We start from the raw sequence: 16,181 nt of genomic DNA, 5'->3' as shown, positions 1-16,181 counted from the left end.
GTACGTCGTGCGTCTGTGCGACTGCGTCGGTGCGTCTGTGTGTATGTGGGAAGCGCTTTCTCCCCGGGCAGGGTCGTGCCGGGTCGTGCTGAGGTGCACAGGTGGTGCCGGGGTGGTGCGGTGGCGCGTGAGTCGTGCCTTTCAGCCCGCGTACGGGTCCTGCACCTTGCCCCGTCGGGCCAGGAACTCGAAGTCGCAGCCGGTGTCGGCCTGCGTGATCTGCTCGTTGTAGAGCGCGCCGTAGCCGCGCTCGTAGCGGGTGGGCGGCGGCGTCCAGTCCGCCCTGCGCCGCGCCAGCTCCTCGTCGTCCACGTGGAGGTGGAGGGTGCGCGCCTCGACGTCGAGGGTGATGCTGTCGCCGGTCCGTACGAGGGCGAGCGGTCCGCCGATGTACGACTCGGGTGCGACGTGCAGCACGCACGCGCCGTAACTCGTGCCGCTCATCCGCGCGTCGGAGATCCGGACCATGTCCCGCACGCCCTGCTTGAGCAGGTGGTCGGGCAGCGGCAGCATCCCGTACTCGGGCATGCCCGGGCCGCCCTTGGGACCGGCGCCCCGCAGCACGAGCACGTGGTCGGCGGTGATGCCGAGCGCCGGGTCGTTGATGGTGCGCTGCATCGTCTTGTAGTCGTCGAAGACGACGGCGGGCCCGGTGTGCTTGAGCAGGTGCCGCTCGGCGGCGATGTGCTTGATGACCGCCCCGTCCGGGCAGAGGTTGCCACGCAGCACGGCGACTCCGCCCTCGGCGGCGACCGGGTTCTCGCGGGTGCGGATGACGTCGTCGTCGTGGACGACGGCGCCCTCGAGCTGCTCGCGCAGGGTTCCGTTGACGGTGGGCCGGTCCAGGTGCAGCAGGTCGGTGATCCGGGAGAGGAAGGCGGGCAGGCCACCGGCGAAGTAGAAGTCCTCCATGAGATACGTCTGTCCGCCGGGGCGGACGTTGGCGAGCACCGGCACGGTGCGGGCGATGCGGTCGAAGTCGTCGAGGGTGAGCTCGACCCGGCAGCGCCCCGCCATCGCGATCAGGTGGATGACGGCGTTGGTGGAGCCGCCGAGCCCGAGCACCGTGGTGACGGCGTCCTCGAAGGCCTCGCGGGTGAGGATCCGGGACGGCTTGAGCGCGGTCCAGGCGAGCTCCACGGCACGCCGGCCGGAGGCGGCGGCCATCCGCTCGTGCCCGGAGTCGACGGCGGGGACCGAGGAGGCGCCCGGCAACGTCATACCGAGGGCTTCCGCCGCCGCGGTCATGGTCGACGCGGTCCCCATGGTCATGCAGTGACCGGGTGACCGGGCCAACCCGCCCTGCAGCTCCCTCAGTTCGCAGTCGGTCAGGTTGCCCGCGCGGTGCTCGTCCCAGTACTTCCACATGTCGGTGCCGGACCCGAGGGTCTCCCCGCGCCAGTGGCCCGGCAGCATCGGCCCCGCGGGCACGAAGAGGGACGGTACGTCGGCCGAGGCAGCGCCCATGAGCAGCGCGGGCGTCGACTTGTCGCAGCCGCCCAGCAGCACCGCCGAGTCGATCGGGTACGACCGCAGCAACTCCTCCGTCTCCATCGCGAGCAGGTTGCGGTAGAGCATCGGAGTCGGCTTCTGGTACGTCTCGGAGAGCGTGGCGACCGGGAACTCCAGCGGGAAACCGCCGGCCTGCCACACCCCCCGCTTGACCGCCTCGGCACGCTCGCGCAGATGGGCGTGGCAGGGGTTGATGTCGGACCAGGTGTTCAGGACGGCGATCACCGGGCGACCCCGGTACTCCTCCGCCTCGTAACCGAGCTGACGCATCCGGGCGTTGTGCGACCAGGTGCGCAACTGCCCCTCGGCGCCGTACCACTGGTGGCTCCTGAGCTCCTCGGGACGCAGCCTGCCGGTCATATCGACCACCCCGCCGCGATCGCGGCGACCTCGGCGCGCTCGCTCTCGGGCAGCGCCCTGCTCGGCGGGCGGACCTCGCGACGGCACAGCCCGAGGGACGCGAGGGCCTCCTTGACGACGGTGACGTTGTTGGCGGAGCCGCCGGCGGCGCGCAGCTCCTCGAAGCGCCGGATCTGCTCCCAGACCTTCATGGCGGCCCGGTAGTCGCCGGAGCGCAGCGCCTCGATCATGTTCAGGGAGACGGCCGGGGCGACGTTCACCAGCCCCGAGGTGAAGCCGGTGGCACCGGCGGAGAAGTAGGAGGGGGCGTACGGCTCGGCGAGCCCGGCCACCCACACGAACCGCTCGAGACCCGCGTCCCGCGCGAACGCTGCGAACCCGGCCGCGTCGGGGACGGCGTACTTCACGCCGATGACGTTCGGGCAGGCGTCGGCGAGTTCGGCGAGCCGGGCACCGGTGAGCTGCGCGTTGCGGATGTACGGGACGACGCCCAGCTCGGGTACGGCCTCGGCGATGGCGCGGTGGTAGTCGACCCAGCCGGCCTGCGAGACATAGGGGTGGACGGGCTGGTGGACCATCACCATCTGCGCGCCGAGCTCCCGGGCGTGCCGGGCGGAGGCGACGGCGGTCGGGACGTCGTGTCCCACTCCGACCAGCACGACGGCCCGCTCACCGGCCTCGTCGATCGTCAACTCCGTGACGAGCCTGCGCTCTTCGGGGGTCAGGGCGTAGAACTCGCCGGTGTTGCCGTTCGGGGTGAGGGTCGTGACGCCGCCGTCGAGCAGGCGGCGCACCAGGGCCCGGTGGGTGTCCTGTGCGACGGAGCCGTCCTCGGCGAACGGGGTCACCGGGATCGCCACCACGTCGGCCAGGGCCGCCCGCTGGGTCTCGAACGCCACGCTGCTCATTCCTGACCTTCCTGTTCCAGTCCTGCCTCGGGGAAAGCGCGCTGCACGAAGGACGCGATGTGGGCGTGCAGGGCACGCGCCGCGCCGTCGGCGTCGCCGTCGAGGGCGAGCCGCAGGATCTCCCGGTGCTCACCGGCCTCCCGCTCCCAGGAGGGCGAGGCGGCCCAGGCGACCGCGGAGACCAGGGCGGCCTGGTCGCGGACCTCGTCGAGCATCCGCCCGAGCAGCGGGTTGCCGCACGGCAGGTACAGGGCCCGGTGGAACTCCCGGTTGGCGAGGGAGCGTTCGGCGGTGTCGGTGGCGGCGTCGGCCCTGGTCAGCGCCTCCCGGGCGACATCCAGGGAGGCCCCGCGCTGCACGGCCCGCCGCAGCGCCTCGGGCTCCAGCAGCAGCCGTACGTCGTAGACCTCGCGCGCCATGTCCGCGTCCACCAGGCGCACGGTGACGCCCTTGTACTGGTTCATCACGACCAGTCCGGTCCCGGCGAGGGTCTTGAGCGCCTCGCGCACCGGGGTCTTCGACACGCCGAACTGCGCGGCGAGCTCGGTCTCGACCAGCGCCTGTCCCGGTGTCAACTGCCCGGTGAGGATGCGGTGTTTGATCCCCTCCAGCACGTACTGCGTGCGGGAGGGGATCGGCGTGGGCACAGAGGTCATGCGCGCCTCTCGGATCTCGCGTCTCGGTGGATCGCGTATCGGATCTCGCGTATCGCGTCTCATATATGACGTACGAAGTACGACGCGATGACGCTAGGAGGGCGCGTTTGTTTCGTCAATGCTTCTGACGCAAGAAGTAGCAATCGCTTTCTACGACCTGGGCTTCCACCCCGGATCCCGCCCGCTCAGCCCCACCGCCCGGTCCAGCAGCGGCGCCTCGGGCCCGACGGGGACGACGGGCCCGAAGATCTCGCCCCGGCCCGGGTCGTCGACGCTCGCGGCGAGGAAGTCGTGGCAGATCCGCAGCGCCGCCGGGTCGGGGGCGTACTCCTGACCGGTCGCGCGGGCCAGGTCCCAGCCGTGGATCACCAGCTCGTCGGTGGCGACGAGCCCCGCGACCTCGCCGGGCAGGTCCACGCCGCCGGCCCGTGTCATGCCGCTCCATGCGGCCGGGTCGCGCCACGCCTCGGCCAGTTCGGCGAGGACCTTGGGCAGTTCCTCGCGCCAGCCGGGACCGATGTCCGGGAGCGCGGAGTCCGGGCTGGTGTCGGTGGTGACGCCCAGGTCCTTGCGGCCTGCGTCGCGGAAGGCGACGGCGAGCCCGGCCAGGTGGGCCAGCACGTTGCGCACCGCGTACTTCGGGCAGGGCGTCGGGTCCGCGAGCTGCTCGTCGGTGACGCCCTCGACCAGGCGCGCCACGACCGCCGCCTGCGGTCCGAGGTTCAGGGTCGGGGTCTGGGTCGTGTCGGTCATCGGCTGCTCCTCCTGGTTCCGTTCCTGGAGTGCAGACCGACTCCGGCCGCGGAACTCATCGCTACGGAATCGTGGCCCATGGTCAGCCAACCTAAAATACATAAAGGGGTTATTCCAGGCACCTTCAGAGGCAGGTGGTGCGTGATGACACAGGACGGCGAGCTGAGACTGCATCTGGAGTGCGAGCTGGCGGACGAGCCCGTGCGCGTGTTCCGAGAGCTGACCGACCCCGTCGAAGTGGCCCGCTGGTGGGGCCCCGACGGGTTCAGCACCCCGAGTGTGGAGATCGACCTCCGCCCCGGCGGCGCCTACCGGATCGCGATGCAGCCCCCGGAAGGCGAGCTGTTCCACCTGGTGGGCGAATACATCGACGTCGACCCCCCGGTAAGCCTGGCGTACACCTTCCGCTGGGAGGATCCCGACCCCGAGGACCGGGAGACGGTGGTGACGCTGTCGCTGTACGACACCGACGTCAGACAGTCCCACCTCACCCTCGACCAGGGCGACTTCGCCACGGAGCGGCGGCGGGCGCTCCACGAGGAAGGCTGGCTCCAGGGCCTCGGCAAGCTCGGGGAAATGCTCGCCTCACAGTGGGATTGACCATTCCCACTGGAATCAAGGCACCCTCCCGATCCCTCCGCACGGTCCTTAGTCGCACGATGACCAGGCATGACGACGAAGACGACCTGGCCTGTCGTGCGCGTCCTGCGCGACCGCGACGCGGGCCTCTACCTCTCCGGCGTGGTGGTCTCCGGCTTCGGCACCTCGGCCCTGTGGCTGGCGTCCGGCGTATGGGTCAAGGACCTCACCGGCTCGGACGGCCTGGCCGCGCTGTGCATGCTCGCCCTGTGGGTGCCGACCCTGGCCGGCCCGCTGCTGGGCACTCTCGCCGACCGGGGCCGCCGCAAGCCGCTGCTGATCGGCGTGAACCTGCTCCTGGGCGGCCTCCTGCTCACCCTCGTGAGCGTCGACGCCCCGGGCGACCTGTGGCTGCTGTACGCGGTGCTGTTCGTCTACGGCGCCGCGGGCGTCGTCCATGACGCGGCCGAGTCGGCCCTGGTCGCGACCGCCGTCGACCCGTCCCTGCTGGGCGACTTCAACGGCCTGCGCACGACGGCCGCCGAGAGCATGAAGCTGCTGGCCCCGCTGGCGGGCGCGGGCCTGTACGCGGCGTACGGCGGCGTGAGTGTCGCCCTCCTCGACGCGGCGACGTTCGTGCTGGCCACAGGGGTGTACGCGCTGCTCCGGGGGCGGGAGGAGAAGCCCGCGCCGGACCGCGGCGGCCGCCGGCGGCGGAGCGCGGAGGGGGCGCGTCACCTGTGGGCGCACCCGGTGCTGCGCCCCCTGGCCCTGGCGGGCGGTGCCACCATGCTGTGCGCCGGCGTGAACGGCGCGCTCGTCTACGCCGTCGTCGACGACCTCGGGCACTCCCCCGCGTACGCCGGTGCCCTGTACGCCGCGCAGGGCGCCGGGTCGGTAGCGGTCGGGCTGCTGTCCGGCGCCGCCCTGCGCCGGCTGGGGGCGCGGCGCTTCGGGACGTACGGCATCGCCCTGCTGGCGCTCGCGGTGGCCCTGCGGGCGGTGCCGTCCGGCCCGGTGGCGCTCGTGTGCAGCGCGTCGATCGGCGCGGGGCTGCCCGCGGTGCTGATCGCCACGCTGACGTCCGTGCAGCGCGAGACACCGGGTGCGCTGCTGGGCCGGGTCACGGCCACCGCCCACACGCTGGTGTACGCGCCGAACGTGGCCGGGCTGGCCGCCGGGGCCGCCCTGGTGGAACTGGTGGACCACCGGCTGGTACTGGTGGCCCTGGGCGGGGCCCTGCTGGTGACGGCGGCGGCGCTGTCCGCTGCCTCGGCCGGGGCCGAAGCCGTCCCTCACCGGTGACGGCCGCCCCGCCGTGTCAGAGCCCGGCGGCCGTCCCTCACCGGTGACGGCCGCCCCGCCGTGTCAGAGCCCGGCGAGGGCGGAGCGGACCGTCTCCAGGTCGTCGTCGGACGCCAGCCCGGCGTGATAAAGCCGCAGTTCGGTGGCGCCGAGCCGCAGTGCCTCGGCGGCGTCGGCGGCGAGGGTGCCGGGGCTGCCGCCCATCCCCGAGACGACGGGGAAGTTGGCGGCGACGACGGCGCCCTCGCGGTCTTGCCGCGCGAACGGCGTGAGGGTGCCGGTGCCGCCCGCGCAGGGCACGACCACACCGTCCGCCACGGACAGGATGTGCGCCGGGTCGACGCCGGGGTTGGCGCCGACGTGGTACGACACGGGGTCCGCGTGCAGCAGCACCTGGAAGCCGTCGGGAGCGGCCGCCCGGACCGCCGCGACGGCCTGCTCCTGGAGGGTGCGGGCGGTTTCGTCGCGGTACGCGCGCGTGGTGTTCGCGAGGGTCTCGCCGAGGAGCTTCTCGATGCCCGCCCAGGCTCCGTCAGTGGGCGCTCCCTGCCACACCGGCTCCAGCGCGGTCCGTACGGCGGCCGCCAGCTCGTCGGCGTCCAGGCCGTGCCGGCCGTAGCCCTCGCGGCAGGACGGGCAGAAGCACAGCGCCATCAGGTACTGCCCGGCCTCCCCGAGGCCGACGCCGCCGGTCTTGTCGTGGGCGTGCAGGTGCTCCAGGCCGTACCAGCCGAGGGACTCCAGCTCGGTGCCGCTCGCCCCGGGCCGGACGGCCGCCTCGGCCGCCAGGTCGGTCAGATAGGCCCGCGTGGCGGGCTGCGCGATGCACGGCGCCCAGGGGTAGCGGTCGCCGTAGGCGTTGACGACCGAGGTGTCGGGGTGCTCGGCGCCGAGGCGGGAGTTGTGCGCGAGGACGACCCAGGTGTGCACCTCCAGCCCCGCCCCGGCGAGGGCGGTGGCGGCCTCACCGAAGGCGTCCCCGGGGGCCCAGGCGCCGGCCGCGTAGGGGCGCAGCTCGCGCCCGGCCCAGCGGTCGTCCGCCGGGTACAGCACGGCGGCGTGCTCGGCGGTGACGATGCGGTGGCGCGGGTGGCGGGGCGTGAGGGCGCGCGTGGAGTGGTAGGCCGCGGCGAGCGTCACCTGCTCCACGCCGAGCGCGGCGATCCGGGCGGGTGCATCCGGGTCCCCGTTGACGTCCCAGGGGTAGACGAATGTCGACGCCTTCACTTGGTCTCCTCCAGCAGCGCGTAGCCGCGCTCGATCACTCCGGCGAGCTGCTTCACATGATCCTCGCTCGGCTCGTGCAGCGGTGGGCGCACCTCCCCCACGTCGAGGCCGCGCAGCCGTACACCGGCCTTGACCAGCGCGACCGCGTAACCGCGGCCCTGGGCGCGCAGTTCGACGAACGGGCGGAAGAAGCCGTCCAGCAGCTTCTCCACCGTGGCGTCGTCGCCGGTCCTGAGGGCCTGGTGGAAGGCGAGGGCGATCTCCGGCGCGAAACAGAACACGGCGGACGAGTAGAGCGTGACCCCGAGGGCGCGGTAGGCGAGCTGGGTCTGCTCGGCGGTCGGCAGGCCGTTGAAGTAGAGGAAGTCGCCCGGGGTCTCGGAGCGGACGGCGCTGACGACGCGCTGCATGAGGTCGAGGTCCCCGAGCCCGTCCTTGAGGCCGATGATCCCGTCCGTGCGGGCGAGTCCGACGACCGTTTCGGGCGTGAACACGGCGTTGTCGCGCTGGTAGACGATGACCGGCAGGGCGGTCGCGGCGGCCACCTCGCGATAGTGCCGCAGCAGCCCCTCCTGCCCGGCCACGACGAGGTACGGCGGCATGGCGAGCAGGCCGTCCGCCCCGGCGGCCTCGGCGAGGCGGGCGTAGCGCACGGCGAGCGCGGTGCCGTACCCGGCGCCGGCGACGACCGGCACCCGCCCGTCGGCGGCCTCGACGGCGGCCCGTACGCAGGCCTCGAACTCCTCGGGGGTCAGGGCGTGGAACTCGCCGGTGCCGCAGCAGGCGAACACGGCGGCGGCTCCGGCCTCCACCCCGCGCCGGACGTGCGTGCGGAAGGTGTCGAGGTCCACGGAGCCGTCGGCGCCGTAGGCGGTGACCGGGAAGAACAGCGGCCCGCTGGGGATGTCGAGTCGAGCGGCGAGAGGGGCTGGCGTCACAAGCTCTCCCGGTTCCATATTCATGATTGACGTCTATATTTCTGAACGACTCCACGCTAAGGCGCCGCCTTGACGCCGGTCAAGCGCGCACACCCGGGACGCACCTGCGGATTCACCCCATCGCGCCATACTTGACGGGCTCCTCCCCGGATCCTTAGCGTGTCCACGCATATGAATGTCATGCGCTCATGTGCACGCTGGCGATGAGCACGGTTGGCGATCAAGGAGACCCGAGGATGCCCGCTCCCCGCACCGTCCTGCTCACCGGCGCCGCCGGCGGCCTCGGCACCCTGATGCGGGACCTGCTCCCGGCCTACGGCTACGACCTGCGCCTGCTGGACCTGCGCCCGGTCGAGGGCGAGCCCGACGCGATCACCGCCGACCTCGCCGACCGGGACGCGGTGCGCGAGGCCGTCCGGGGCGTCGACGCGATCCTCCACCTCGCGGGCATCTCCCTGGAAGCCCCCTTCGAGAAGATCCTCAAGGCGAACATCGAGGGCACCTACCACCTGTACGAGGCCGCCCGCGAGGAGGGCGTCGGCCGGATCGTCTTCGCCTCCTCCAACCACGCCGTCGGCTACACCCCGCGCCCCCGCGGCGACGTACCTATCGATCCGGACGCGCTCATCCCGGTCGACACCCCGCGCCGCCCGGACACCTTCTACGGCCTGTCCAAGTGCTTCGGCGAGGACCTCGCACAGCTCTACTGGGACAAGCACGGACTGGAGACCGTCTCGGTACGGATCGGCTCCTGCTTCCCCGAGCCGACCAGCGTGCGCATGCTCTCGGTGTGGATGAGCCCCGCCGACGGCGCCCGCCTCTTCCACGCGGCCCTGACCGCCGAGCACGTCGGCCACACCGTCGTCCACGGTTCCTCCGCCAACACCCGGCTGTGGTGGGACCTCGGCACCGCCCGGGCGCTCGGCTACGAGCCGCAGGACGACTCCGAGCCGTACGCCGAGAAGCTCATCGCCGAGCAGGGCGAGCTGCAGGACGGCAACGAGGCGCACGCCTACCTGGGCGGCCAGTTCGTGACGGACCCGCCGATCTGGCCGTACTGACCGGAAACAGTCGTCACCAGGGCGGGCGGGCAGAGAGCGGGCCCGCCCGCAGGCACATCCGGGCACGAACCGTGCCCTGGTCGTAGGCGCGGCAGCGCCACGCCCAAGGGCGCGGGGAACTGCGCGACCAGCCACGACGAACCCGCAGCCGCCACATCACCGCACCACCCGAGCTCATGGGCCCGTCCCGCCCGAACGGGCACACGCGGGCAGCATCGGGCGCGGATCAGGCCTGGTCACCACACCCCACCCGCTGTAGAACTTGCCTCAAGGCACCACCGAGGGCCCGAACGGGCAGCACAGCAGGAAGGCGGGTGACGGCCATGAACAGGACCGCGGAAGAGCGGCAGCGCGAGATCGTGCTGGCCGCACGGCGTGACGGCTCGGTCGACGTCACCGCCCTCGCCACCGAACTGGGCGTGGCCAAGGAGACCGTACGGCGGGATCTGCGCCTCCTGGAGGACCACGGCCTGCTCCGCCGCACCCATGGCGGCGCCTACCCCGTGGAGAGCGCCGGCTTCGAGACGACGCTCGCCTTCCGCGCCACGAGCCACGTCCCCGAGAAGCGCCGGGTCGCGGCCGCCGCGGCCGAACTGCTCGGCGATGCCGAGACCGTCTTCGTCGACGAGGGCTACACCCCGCAGCTCATCGCCGAGGCGCTCCCCCGGAACCGGCCGCTGACCGTGGTCACCGCGTCCCTGCCGGTCGCCGGCGCCCTCGCCGAGGCCGAGCACGTCTCCGTGCTGCTGCTCGGCGGCCGGGTGCGGCGCGGCACCCTCGCCACGGTCGACCACTGGACGACGAAGATGCTGTCCGGCTTCGTCGTCGACCTGGCCTTCGTCGGCGCCAACGGCATCTCGCGCGAACACGGCCTCACCACCCCCGACCCGGCCGTCAGCGAGGTCAAGGCACAGGCGATCCGGGCCGCCCGTCGCGTGGTCTTCGCAGGCGTGCACACCAAGTTCGGAGCGGTCAGTTTCTGCCGGTTCGCCGAGGTGGGCGCGCTGGAGACGATCGTGACGAGCACCCTGCTGCCGGCCGCCGAAGCCCACCGTTACTCACTGCTCGGGCCCCAGGTCATCCGGGTCTGACACCACACCGACGTCCCCCACCGGGCGCAGCCACGCCCTGTGCTGCCCCTTATCTCCCCATACATCCAGGAGCGATCCATGCGAACCCAGAGCCGACGACGGCCACCGCGAGCCCCGCTCGCCCTGGCCGCCGCAGGGACGCTGCTCGCCCCGCTGCTCTCCGGCTGCTGGGTCGGCGCGGGCGGGGCCGGTTCCGGCGGCGACGCCATCAACGTCCTGATGGTCAACAACCCGCAAATGGTCGAGCTGCAGAAGCTGACCCGCGCCCACTTCACCAAGGAGACGGGCATCAAGGTCAACTTCACGGTGCTGCCCGAGAACGACGTCCGCGACAAGATCAGCCAGGACTTCGCCAACCAGGCCGGCCAGTACGACGTGGCCACCCTGTCCAACTACGAGATACCGATCTACGCCCGCAACGGCTGGCTGCGCCCGATGAACGGCTACGTCGCCAAGGACCCGGCCTACGACGAGCAGGACGTCCTGAAGCCGATGCGCCAGTCCCTCACCGCGGACGACGGCAAGCTCTACGGCCAGCCCTTCTACGGCGAGTCGTCGTTCCTGATGTACCGCAAGGACGTGTTCGACAAGAAGGGCCTGACGATGCCCGAGCGCCCCACCTGGCGGCAGGTGGCGGACCTCGCGGCGAAGGCCGACGGCGCCGAGCCCGGCATGAAGGGCATCTGCCTGCGCGGTCTGCCCGGCTGGGGCGAGGTGATGGCCCCGCTCACCACGGTCGTCAACACCTTCGGCGGCACCTGGTTCGACAAGGACTGGAAGGCGCGGCTCGACTCCCCCGCCTTCGAAAAGGCGACGAAGTTCTATGTCGACCTGGTGCGCGAACATGGCGAGTCCGGCGCCGCCCAGGCCGGCTTCGCCGAGTGCCTGAACAACATGACCCAGGGCAAGGTCGCCATGTGGTACGACGCCACCTCCGCGGCCGGATCCCTGGAGGCGGCGAACTCCCCGGTGAAGGGCAAGGTGGGCTACGCCCCCGCGCCCGTCGAGAAGACCGAGTCCTCCGGCTGGCTCTACACCTGGGCCTGGGGCATCCAGCAGGCCTCCCGCAACCCGGACGACGCCTGGAAGTTCGTCTCCTGGGCGTCCGGCAAGGGCTACGAGGAACTGGTCGGCGACCAGGTGGGCTGGTCGAACGTCCCGGCCGGCAAACGGGCGTCGACCTACGCCAACGCCGACTACCGCAAGGAGGCCGGGGCCTTCCAGGAGATGACCAAGGAGGCCATCGAGCAGGCCCGCCCGACCGACCCCGGGGTGCAGCCGCGGCCCGCGCCCGGCATCCAGTTCGTCGGTATCCCCGAGTTCACCGACCTCGGCACCAAGGTCTCCCAGGAGATCAGCGCGGCCATCGCCGGACGCCAGTCCGTCGAGTCGGCCCTGAAGAAGTCTCAGGCGCTCGCCGAGAAGATCTCCGAGGAGTACGAGGGACGATGACCGCCACGACAACGGCCCCCGTGGCCTCCCCCGAGATACGCAACCCCGTCCGCCGGCCCTCCGCCCGGCTGCGCGCCTGGGCCACCCGGGCCCCGCTGCTGCCCGCCCTGATCTTCATGATCGTCGTCACCCAGCTGCCCTTCGTGGCCACGCTGGTGATCTCCTTCTTCGACTGGAACTCCCTCTATCCCGACGCCCGGCACTTCACCGGCGTCGACAACTACCAGGAAGTCCTCACCGACCCGGACCTGCGCCACTCGGTGTGGACGACCGTGCTGCTGACGGTGGCGGTGGTGCTGGCCAGCCTGGTCCTGGGACTCGCGCTCGCCCTGCTGCTGGACCGGAGGTTCCGGGGCCGGGGCATCGTCCGCACCCTGCTGATCGCACCGTTCCTGGTGGTGCCGGTCGCGGCCGCCCTGCTCTGGAAGCATGTGCTCTACAACCCTGAATACGGCCTGTTCAATGGGTTGTTGCACTATGTGGGCGGCCCACAGCCCGACTGGATCTCGAACACCCCGCTACTCGCGGTCGAGGCCTCGCTCGTCTGGCAGTGGACGCCGTTCATGATGCTGATCCTGCTCGCCGGACTGCAGAGCCGCGACCACGAGCAGATCGAGGCGGCCCGGGTCGACGGGGCGAGCGACTGGCAGATCTTCGTCCACCTGACCCTCCCCCACCTGCGCCGCTACCTCGAACTGGGCGCCCTGCTGGGCTCGATCTACATCGTCCAGAACTTCGACGCCGTCTTCACGATCACGTCCGGCGGCCTCGGCACCGCCAACCTCCCCTACACCGTCTACCAGAGCTTCTACCAGGCCCACGAGAACGGCCTCGCCTCGGCCGCGGGCGTCCTGGTGGTCATCGGCTCGATCGTCATCGCGACCTTCGCCCTGCGCGTGGTGTCGTCCCTGTTCCGCGAGGAGGTGTCCCGCGCATGAGCACGACCGCACTGCGTGCCCGCCGTGTCCGTGGCAAGGGTGCGGGCCTGGGCCTGCTGGCCTGGCTGCTCGGCATCGCGTTCTTCCTGCCCATCGCGTGGATGGCACTGACGTCGTTCCACTCGGAGTCCGACGCCGCGACCAACCCGCCCTCCTTCGCCGCCGCCCTCACGCTGGACGGCTACCGCGAGTTCTTCGGCGCGGGCGGCGGCGCGAGCCCCTGGCCGGCCCTGATCAACTCCACGGTCGCGTCCGTGGCCTCGACCCTGCTGGTCCTGCTGCTGGCCTTCCCGGCGGCGTACGCGCTGTCCATCAACCGCGTCCGCAAGTGGACGGACGTGCTGTTCTTCTTCCTCTCCACGAAGATGCTGCCGGCCGTGGCGGGCCTGTTGCCGATCTACCTGTTCGCCAAGAACGCCGGGATGCTCGACAACATCTGGCTGCTGGTCATCCTCTACACGTCCATGAACCTGCCGATCGCGGTGTGGATGATGCAGTCCTTCCTCGCCGAGATCCCGGTCGCGGTGATCGAGGCGGCGAAGGTGGACGGGGCCCGGCTGCCCACGATCCTCGCGCGCGTGGTCGCCCCGATCTCCCTCCCCGGTATCGCCGCCACCGCCCTGATCTGCTTCATCTTCAGCTGGAACGAGCTGCTGTTCGCCCGGGTGCTCACGGGTGTGGTCGCCGAGACCGCCCCCGTCTTCCTGACCGGCTTCATCACCAGCCAGGGCCTGTTCCTGGCGAAGGTGTGCGCCGCGTCGCTCGTCATCTCCCTGCCGGTGCTCGCCGCGGGGTTCGCCGCCCAGGACAAGCTGGTCCAGGGCCTGTCGTTGGGAGCCGTGAAATGAAGGCCGCCGTCATCGAGTCCGTGGGCAAGGCCGTCGTCGCCGAGGTCCCGGACCCGACGCCAGGGCCGCGCGAGGTCGTCGTCGAGGTCGCGGCCTGCGGGCTGTGCGGAACGGACCTGCACATCCTCCAGGGCGAGTTCGCCCCGAAGCTCCCCATCGTGCCCGGGCACGAGTTCGCCGGCGCGGTCGTCGGCGTCGGCACGCAGGTCTCGGAGGTGGCGGTGGGCGACCGGGTCGCCGTCGACCCGTCCCTCTACTGCTACGAGTGCCGCTACTGCCGCACCGGCCACAACAACCTCTGCGAGCGCTGGGCGGCGATCGGCGTGACGACGGCCGGGGGTGCGGCACAGTACGCCGTCGCCCCGGTGGCGAACTGCGTGAAGCTCCCCGAGCACGTCCGCACCGAGGACGCCGCTCTCGTGGAACCGCTGTCCTGCGCGGTACGCGGCTACGACGTGCTCCAGTCCCGCCTCGGCGCGCACGTCCTGATCTACGGCTCCGGCACGATGGGCCTGATGATGCTGGAGCTGGCCAAGCGTACGGGCGCGGCGAGCGTGGACGTCGTCGACGTGAACCCGGCCCGGCTGGAGACGGCCCGCCGCCTCGGTGTCTCGGCGGCGGCGGCGACCCCCGACGAACTGGACCGTCCGCAGGGCTGGGACCTGGTCGTCGACGCCACGGGCAACGCGGCGGCCATCCAGGACGGGCTGGACCGGGTGGCGAAGGCGGGCACGTTCCTGCAGTTCGGCGTGGCCGACTACGCGACCCGCGTGACGATCGACCCGTACCGCATCTACAACCAGGAGATCACCATCACGGGTTCGATGGCGGTGCTGCACAGCTTCGAGCGGGCGGCGGAACTCTTCGCGGGCGGGGTTCTCGACCCGGAGGTCTTCATCAGCGACCGCATCCCGCTGGAGGCGTACCCGCAGGCGCTGGACCAGTTCGCGGCGGGGGTCGGCCGGAAGATCGTGGTCGTGCCGTAGGCCTACGGGGTGGGGCGGAGGCGGACGAAATTCGGTGGGGCGTCCGCCCCCGCACCCCTACGCTCACGGCATGCCACGACCCCACGGATTCACCTACGAGCAGCATGCCGGCGGAACCGTCCGCATCAGCCATCACGGCCGCCCCGCCACCACCCTGAACGGCCCCCGGGCCGCGCAGTTCCTGGCCGAGGTCGAGGCGTCCGACCCCCAGCTGGTCATGGCCCGCTGGACCGGCAACTACAAACGCGGCAACGAACGCACCGCCCGGGACCATCCCCGCAATCGCCGGTGACCCGATTGGCGTCAAGGTAAGGGAACGGCAAAACCGCTTCGCTCGTTCACCCGGCATGACAGCTATGACCCCCGGCTCGAACATCCCCCTGTCCGCCGCCCGCGTGACGGTGGACGTCGCCGCTCCGGTGCGGCTCGACGTATCGGGCCTGCTGCTCACCGCCGACGGCAAGGTGCGCTCCGACGACGACTTCATCTTCTACAACCAGCCGTCGGGCCCGGGCGTGACGTACCGCTCGGGCGGCGGCAGCGCGCCCGACGCGATCGTGGTCGACACCACGGCCCTTCCCCCCGGCATCGAGAAGATCGTCGTCACGGCGAGCCCGGACGCCGCGGGCCAGACCTTCCAGGGCATCGAGCCGACGGCCACGATCCGCAACGCGGACGACGGCTCCGCTCTGGCCACGTTCACACCGCCGCAGCTCGGCAGCGAGACAGCCCTGGTGATCGTGGAGGTCTACCAGCGCAACGGCCAGTGGAAGGCCCGCGCCGTCGGCCAGGGATACGCCAACGGTCTCGCGGGCATCGCCACGGACTTCGGGGTCACGGTGGAGGAGCCGGCCGCGGCCGCCCCGCCGCAGCCGGTGACCCCGCCCCCGGCCCCGGTGCAGCCGCCCGTGGCCCCGCCGGTCGCCGCGCCCGCCGCTCCCCCGGCCCCGGCCACACCTCCCCCGCCCGCGCCCGGCGCCGGGAAGATCAACCTCGACAAGGGCCGCGTCAGCCTCCAGAAGAACCAGACGGTCTCCCTGATCAAGGGCGGCCAGCCCCTGCTCTCCCAGGTCCGGATGGGTCTCGGCTGGGAGCCGGCGTACCGCGGCAAGGACATCGACCTGGACGCCTCGGTCATCGCCTACGGGCCGCAGCGCAACCACATCGACAGCTGCTACTTCGGCAAGCTCCAGATCGTGGGCGGCGCCATCCGGCACTCAGGCGACAACCTCACGGGCGAGGGCGGCGGTGACGACGAGACCATCATGGTCGACCTCGGCCGCCTGCCCCAGGAGGTCACCGGCCTGGTCTTCACGGTCAACTCCTTCTCCGGCCAGAAGTTCACGGAGGTCGCCAAGGCCTACTGCCGCCTCCTGGACGGCGCGACCGGTGAGGAACTGGTCCGCTTCGACCTCACCAGCGCCGAGCCCCAGACGGGCGTCCTGATGGCCAAGCTGATCCGCCAGTTCTCCGGCGAGTGGGAGATGACGGCCATGGGCGACTTCGTGAAGTCCCGCACGGTCAGGGGCATGGTGAAGCCGGCGGCACAGGCCCTGTAACCCACCGA

The 16,181-nt window shown here is 71.6% G+C and carries 16 protein-coding genes; 10 read left to right on the top strand and 6 right to left on the bottom strand.

The genetic code is table 11. The features are described from left to right. Positions 1-141 precede the first annotated feature (141 nt). From araD to ACZ7EG_RS24570, 4 genes are all read right to left on the bottom strand, one after another. Positions 142-1,872 (bottom strand): L-arabinonate dehydratase, encoded by a 1,731-nt coding sequence (araD, locus tag ACZ7EG_RS24585; RefSeq protein WP_471082715.1) that lies wholly within the window; start codon positions 1,870-1,872, stop codon positions 142-144. Next, complete coding sequence (locus ACZ7EG_RS24580; protein WP_471082713.1) at positions 1,869-2,780, bottom strand: dihydrodipicolinate synthase family protein; 912 nt, start codon at positions 2,778-2,780, stop codon at positions 1,869-1,871. The genes araD and ACZ7EG_RS24580 overlap by 4 nt, the downstream gene beginning before the upstream one ends. Further along, the gene (locus ACZ7EG_RS24575; RefSeq protein WP_471082711.1) at positions 2,777-3,436 is read right to left on the bottom strand and encodes a GntR family transcriptional regulator; all 660 of its coding nucleotides are present in this window, start codon (positions 3,434-3,436) and stop codon (positions 2,777-2,779) included. The genes ACZ7EG_RS24580 and ACZ7EG_RS24575 overlap by 4 nt, the downstream gene beginning before the upstream one ends. A gap of 150 nt (positions 3,437-3,586) precedes the next feature. Beyond that, entirely contained in the window at positions 3,587-4,189 is a 603-nt protein-coding gene (locus ACZ7EG_RS24570) for a TIGR03086 family metal-binding protein (RefSeq protein ID WP_471082709.1), read from the bottom strand. 144 nt (positions 4,190-4,333) lie between these two features. On the opposite strand from ACZ7EG_RS24570, the gene ACZ7EG_RS24565 reads away from it, so the two are divergent. Further along, the gene (locus ACZ7EG_RS24565) at positions 4,334-4,789 is read left to right on the top strand and encodes an SRPBCC family protein (protein WP_471082706.1); all 456 of its coding nucleotides are present in this window, start codon (positions 4,334-4,336) and stop codon (positions 4,787-4,789) included. A 69-nt stretch (positions 4,790-4,858) separates the two neighbouring features. Beyond that, positions 4,859-6,073 (top strand): MFS transporter, encoded by a 1,215-nt coding sequence (locus ACZ7EG_RS24560; protein WP_471082703.1) that lies wholly within the window; start codon positions 4,859-4,861, stop codon positions 6,071-6,073. A 63-nt stretch (positions 6,074-6,136) separates the two neighbouring features. Here the strand turns inward: ACZ7EG_RS24560 and ACZ7EG_RS24555 are convergent, their stop codons facing one another. After that, the gene (locus ACZ7EG_RS24555) at positions 6,137-7,300 is read right to left on the bottom strand and encodes a hypothetical protein (RefSeq protein WP_471082700.1); all 1,164 of its coding nucleotides are present in this window, start codon (positions 7,298-7,300) and stop codon (positions 6,137-6,139) included. Beyond that, entirely contained in the window at positions 7,297-8,238 is a 942-nt protein-coding gene (locus tag ACZ7EG_RS24550) for a 5-dehydro-4-deoxyglucarate dehydratase (protein WP_471082697.1), read from the bottom strand. Before ACZ7EG_RS24550 ends, ACZ7EG_RS24555 begins: the two co-directional genes overlap by 4 nt. 236 nt (positions 8,239-8,474) lie before the next feature. On the opposite strand from ACZ7EG_RS24550, the gene ACZ7EG_RS24545 reads away from it, so the two are divergent. The 8 genes from ACZ7EG_RS24545 to ACZ7EG_RS24510 all read left to right on the top strand — a co-directional run bounded on the left by ACZ7EG_RS24545 (position 8,475) and on the right by ACZ7EG_RS24510 (position 16,173). Then, positions 8,475-9,299, top strand: a complete 825-nt coding sequence (locus ACZ7EG_RS24545) for an NAD-dependent epimerase/dehydratase family protein (RefSeq protein ID WP_471082694.1) — start codon at positions 8,475-8,477, stop codon at positions 9,297-9,299. Between the two features lie 323 nt (positions 9,300-9,622). Next, positions 9,623-10,390: a DeoR/GlpR family DNA-binding transcription regulator gene (locus ACZ7EG_RS24540; protein WP_471082691.1), complete on the top strand. Its 768-nt coding sequence runs from the start codon at positions 9,623-9,625 to the stop codon at positions 10,388-10,390. 78 nt (positions 10,391-10,468) lie between these two features. Beyond that, entirely contained in the window at positions 10,469-11,842 is a 1,374-nt protein-coding gene (locus ACZ7EG_RS24535; protein WP_471082688.1) for an ABC transporter substrate-binding protein, read from the top strand. Beyond that, positions 11,839-12,780 (top strand): carbohydrate ABC transporter permease, encoded by a 942-nt coding sequence (locus ACZ7EG_RS24530; RefSeq protein ID WP_355812271.1) that lies wholly within the window; start codon positions 11,839-11,841, stop codon positions 12,778-12,780. Before ACZ7EG_RS24535 ends, ACZ7EG_RS24530 begins: the two co-directional genes overlap by 4 nt. Further along, positions 12,777-13,628 (top strand): carbohydrate ABC transporter permease, encoded by an 852-nt coding sequence (locus ACZ7EG_RS24525; protein WP_471082685.1) that lies wholly within the window; start codon positions 12,777-12,779, stop codon positions 13,626-13,628. Before ACZ7EG_RS24530 ends, ACZ7EG_RS24525 begins: the two co-directional genes overlap by 4 nt. Then, on the top strand, positions 13,625-14,614 hold the full coding sequence (locus tag ACZ7EG_RS24520) for a zinc-dependent alcohol dehydrogenase family protein (RefSeq protein ID WP_471082682.1): 990 nt from the start codon (positions 13,625-13,627) through the stop codon (positions 14,612-14,614). Before ACZ7EG_RS24525 ends, ACZ7EG_RS24520 begins: the two co-directional genes overlap by 4 nt. Positions 14,615-14,684: 70 nt before the next feature. Continuing rightward, the gene (locus ACZ7EG_RS24515; RefSeq protein WP_471082679.1) at positions 14,685-14,906 is read left to right on the top strand and encodes a hypothetical protein; all 222 of its coding nucleotides are present in this window, start codon (positions 14,685-14,687) and stop codon (positions 14,904-14,906) included. A 64-nt stretch (positions 14,907-14,970) separates the two neighbouring features. Next, positions 14,971-16,173: a TerD family protein gene (locus tag ACZ7EG_RS24510; RefSeq protein ID WP_471083049.1), complete on the top strand. Its 1,203-nt coding sequence runs from the start codon at positions 14,971-14,973 to the stop codon at positions 16,171-16,173. Positions 16,174-16,181 lie beyond the last annotated feature (8 nt).

The organism is Streptomyces sp. NPDC037100, assembly GCF_055606225.1.
This window is presented reverse-complemented; position numbering and strand designations above follow the sequence as displayed.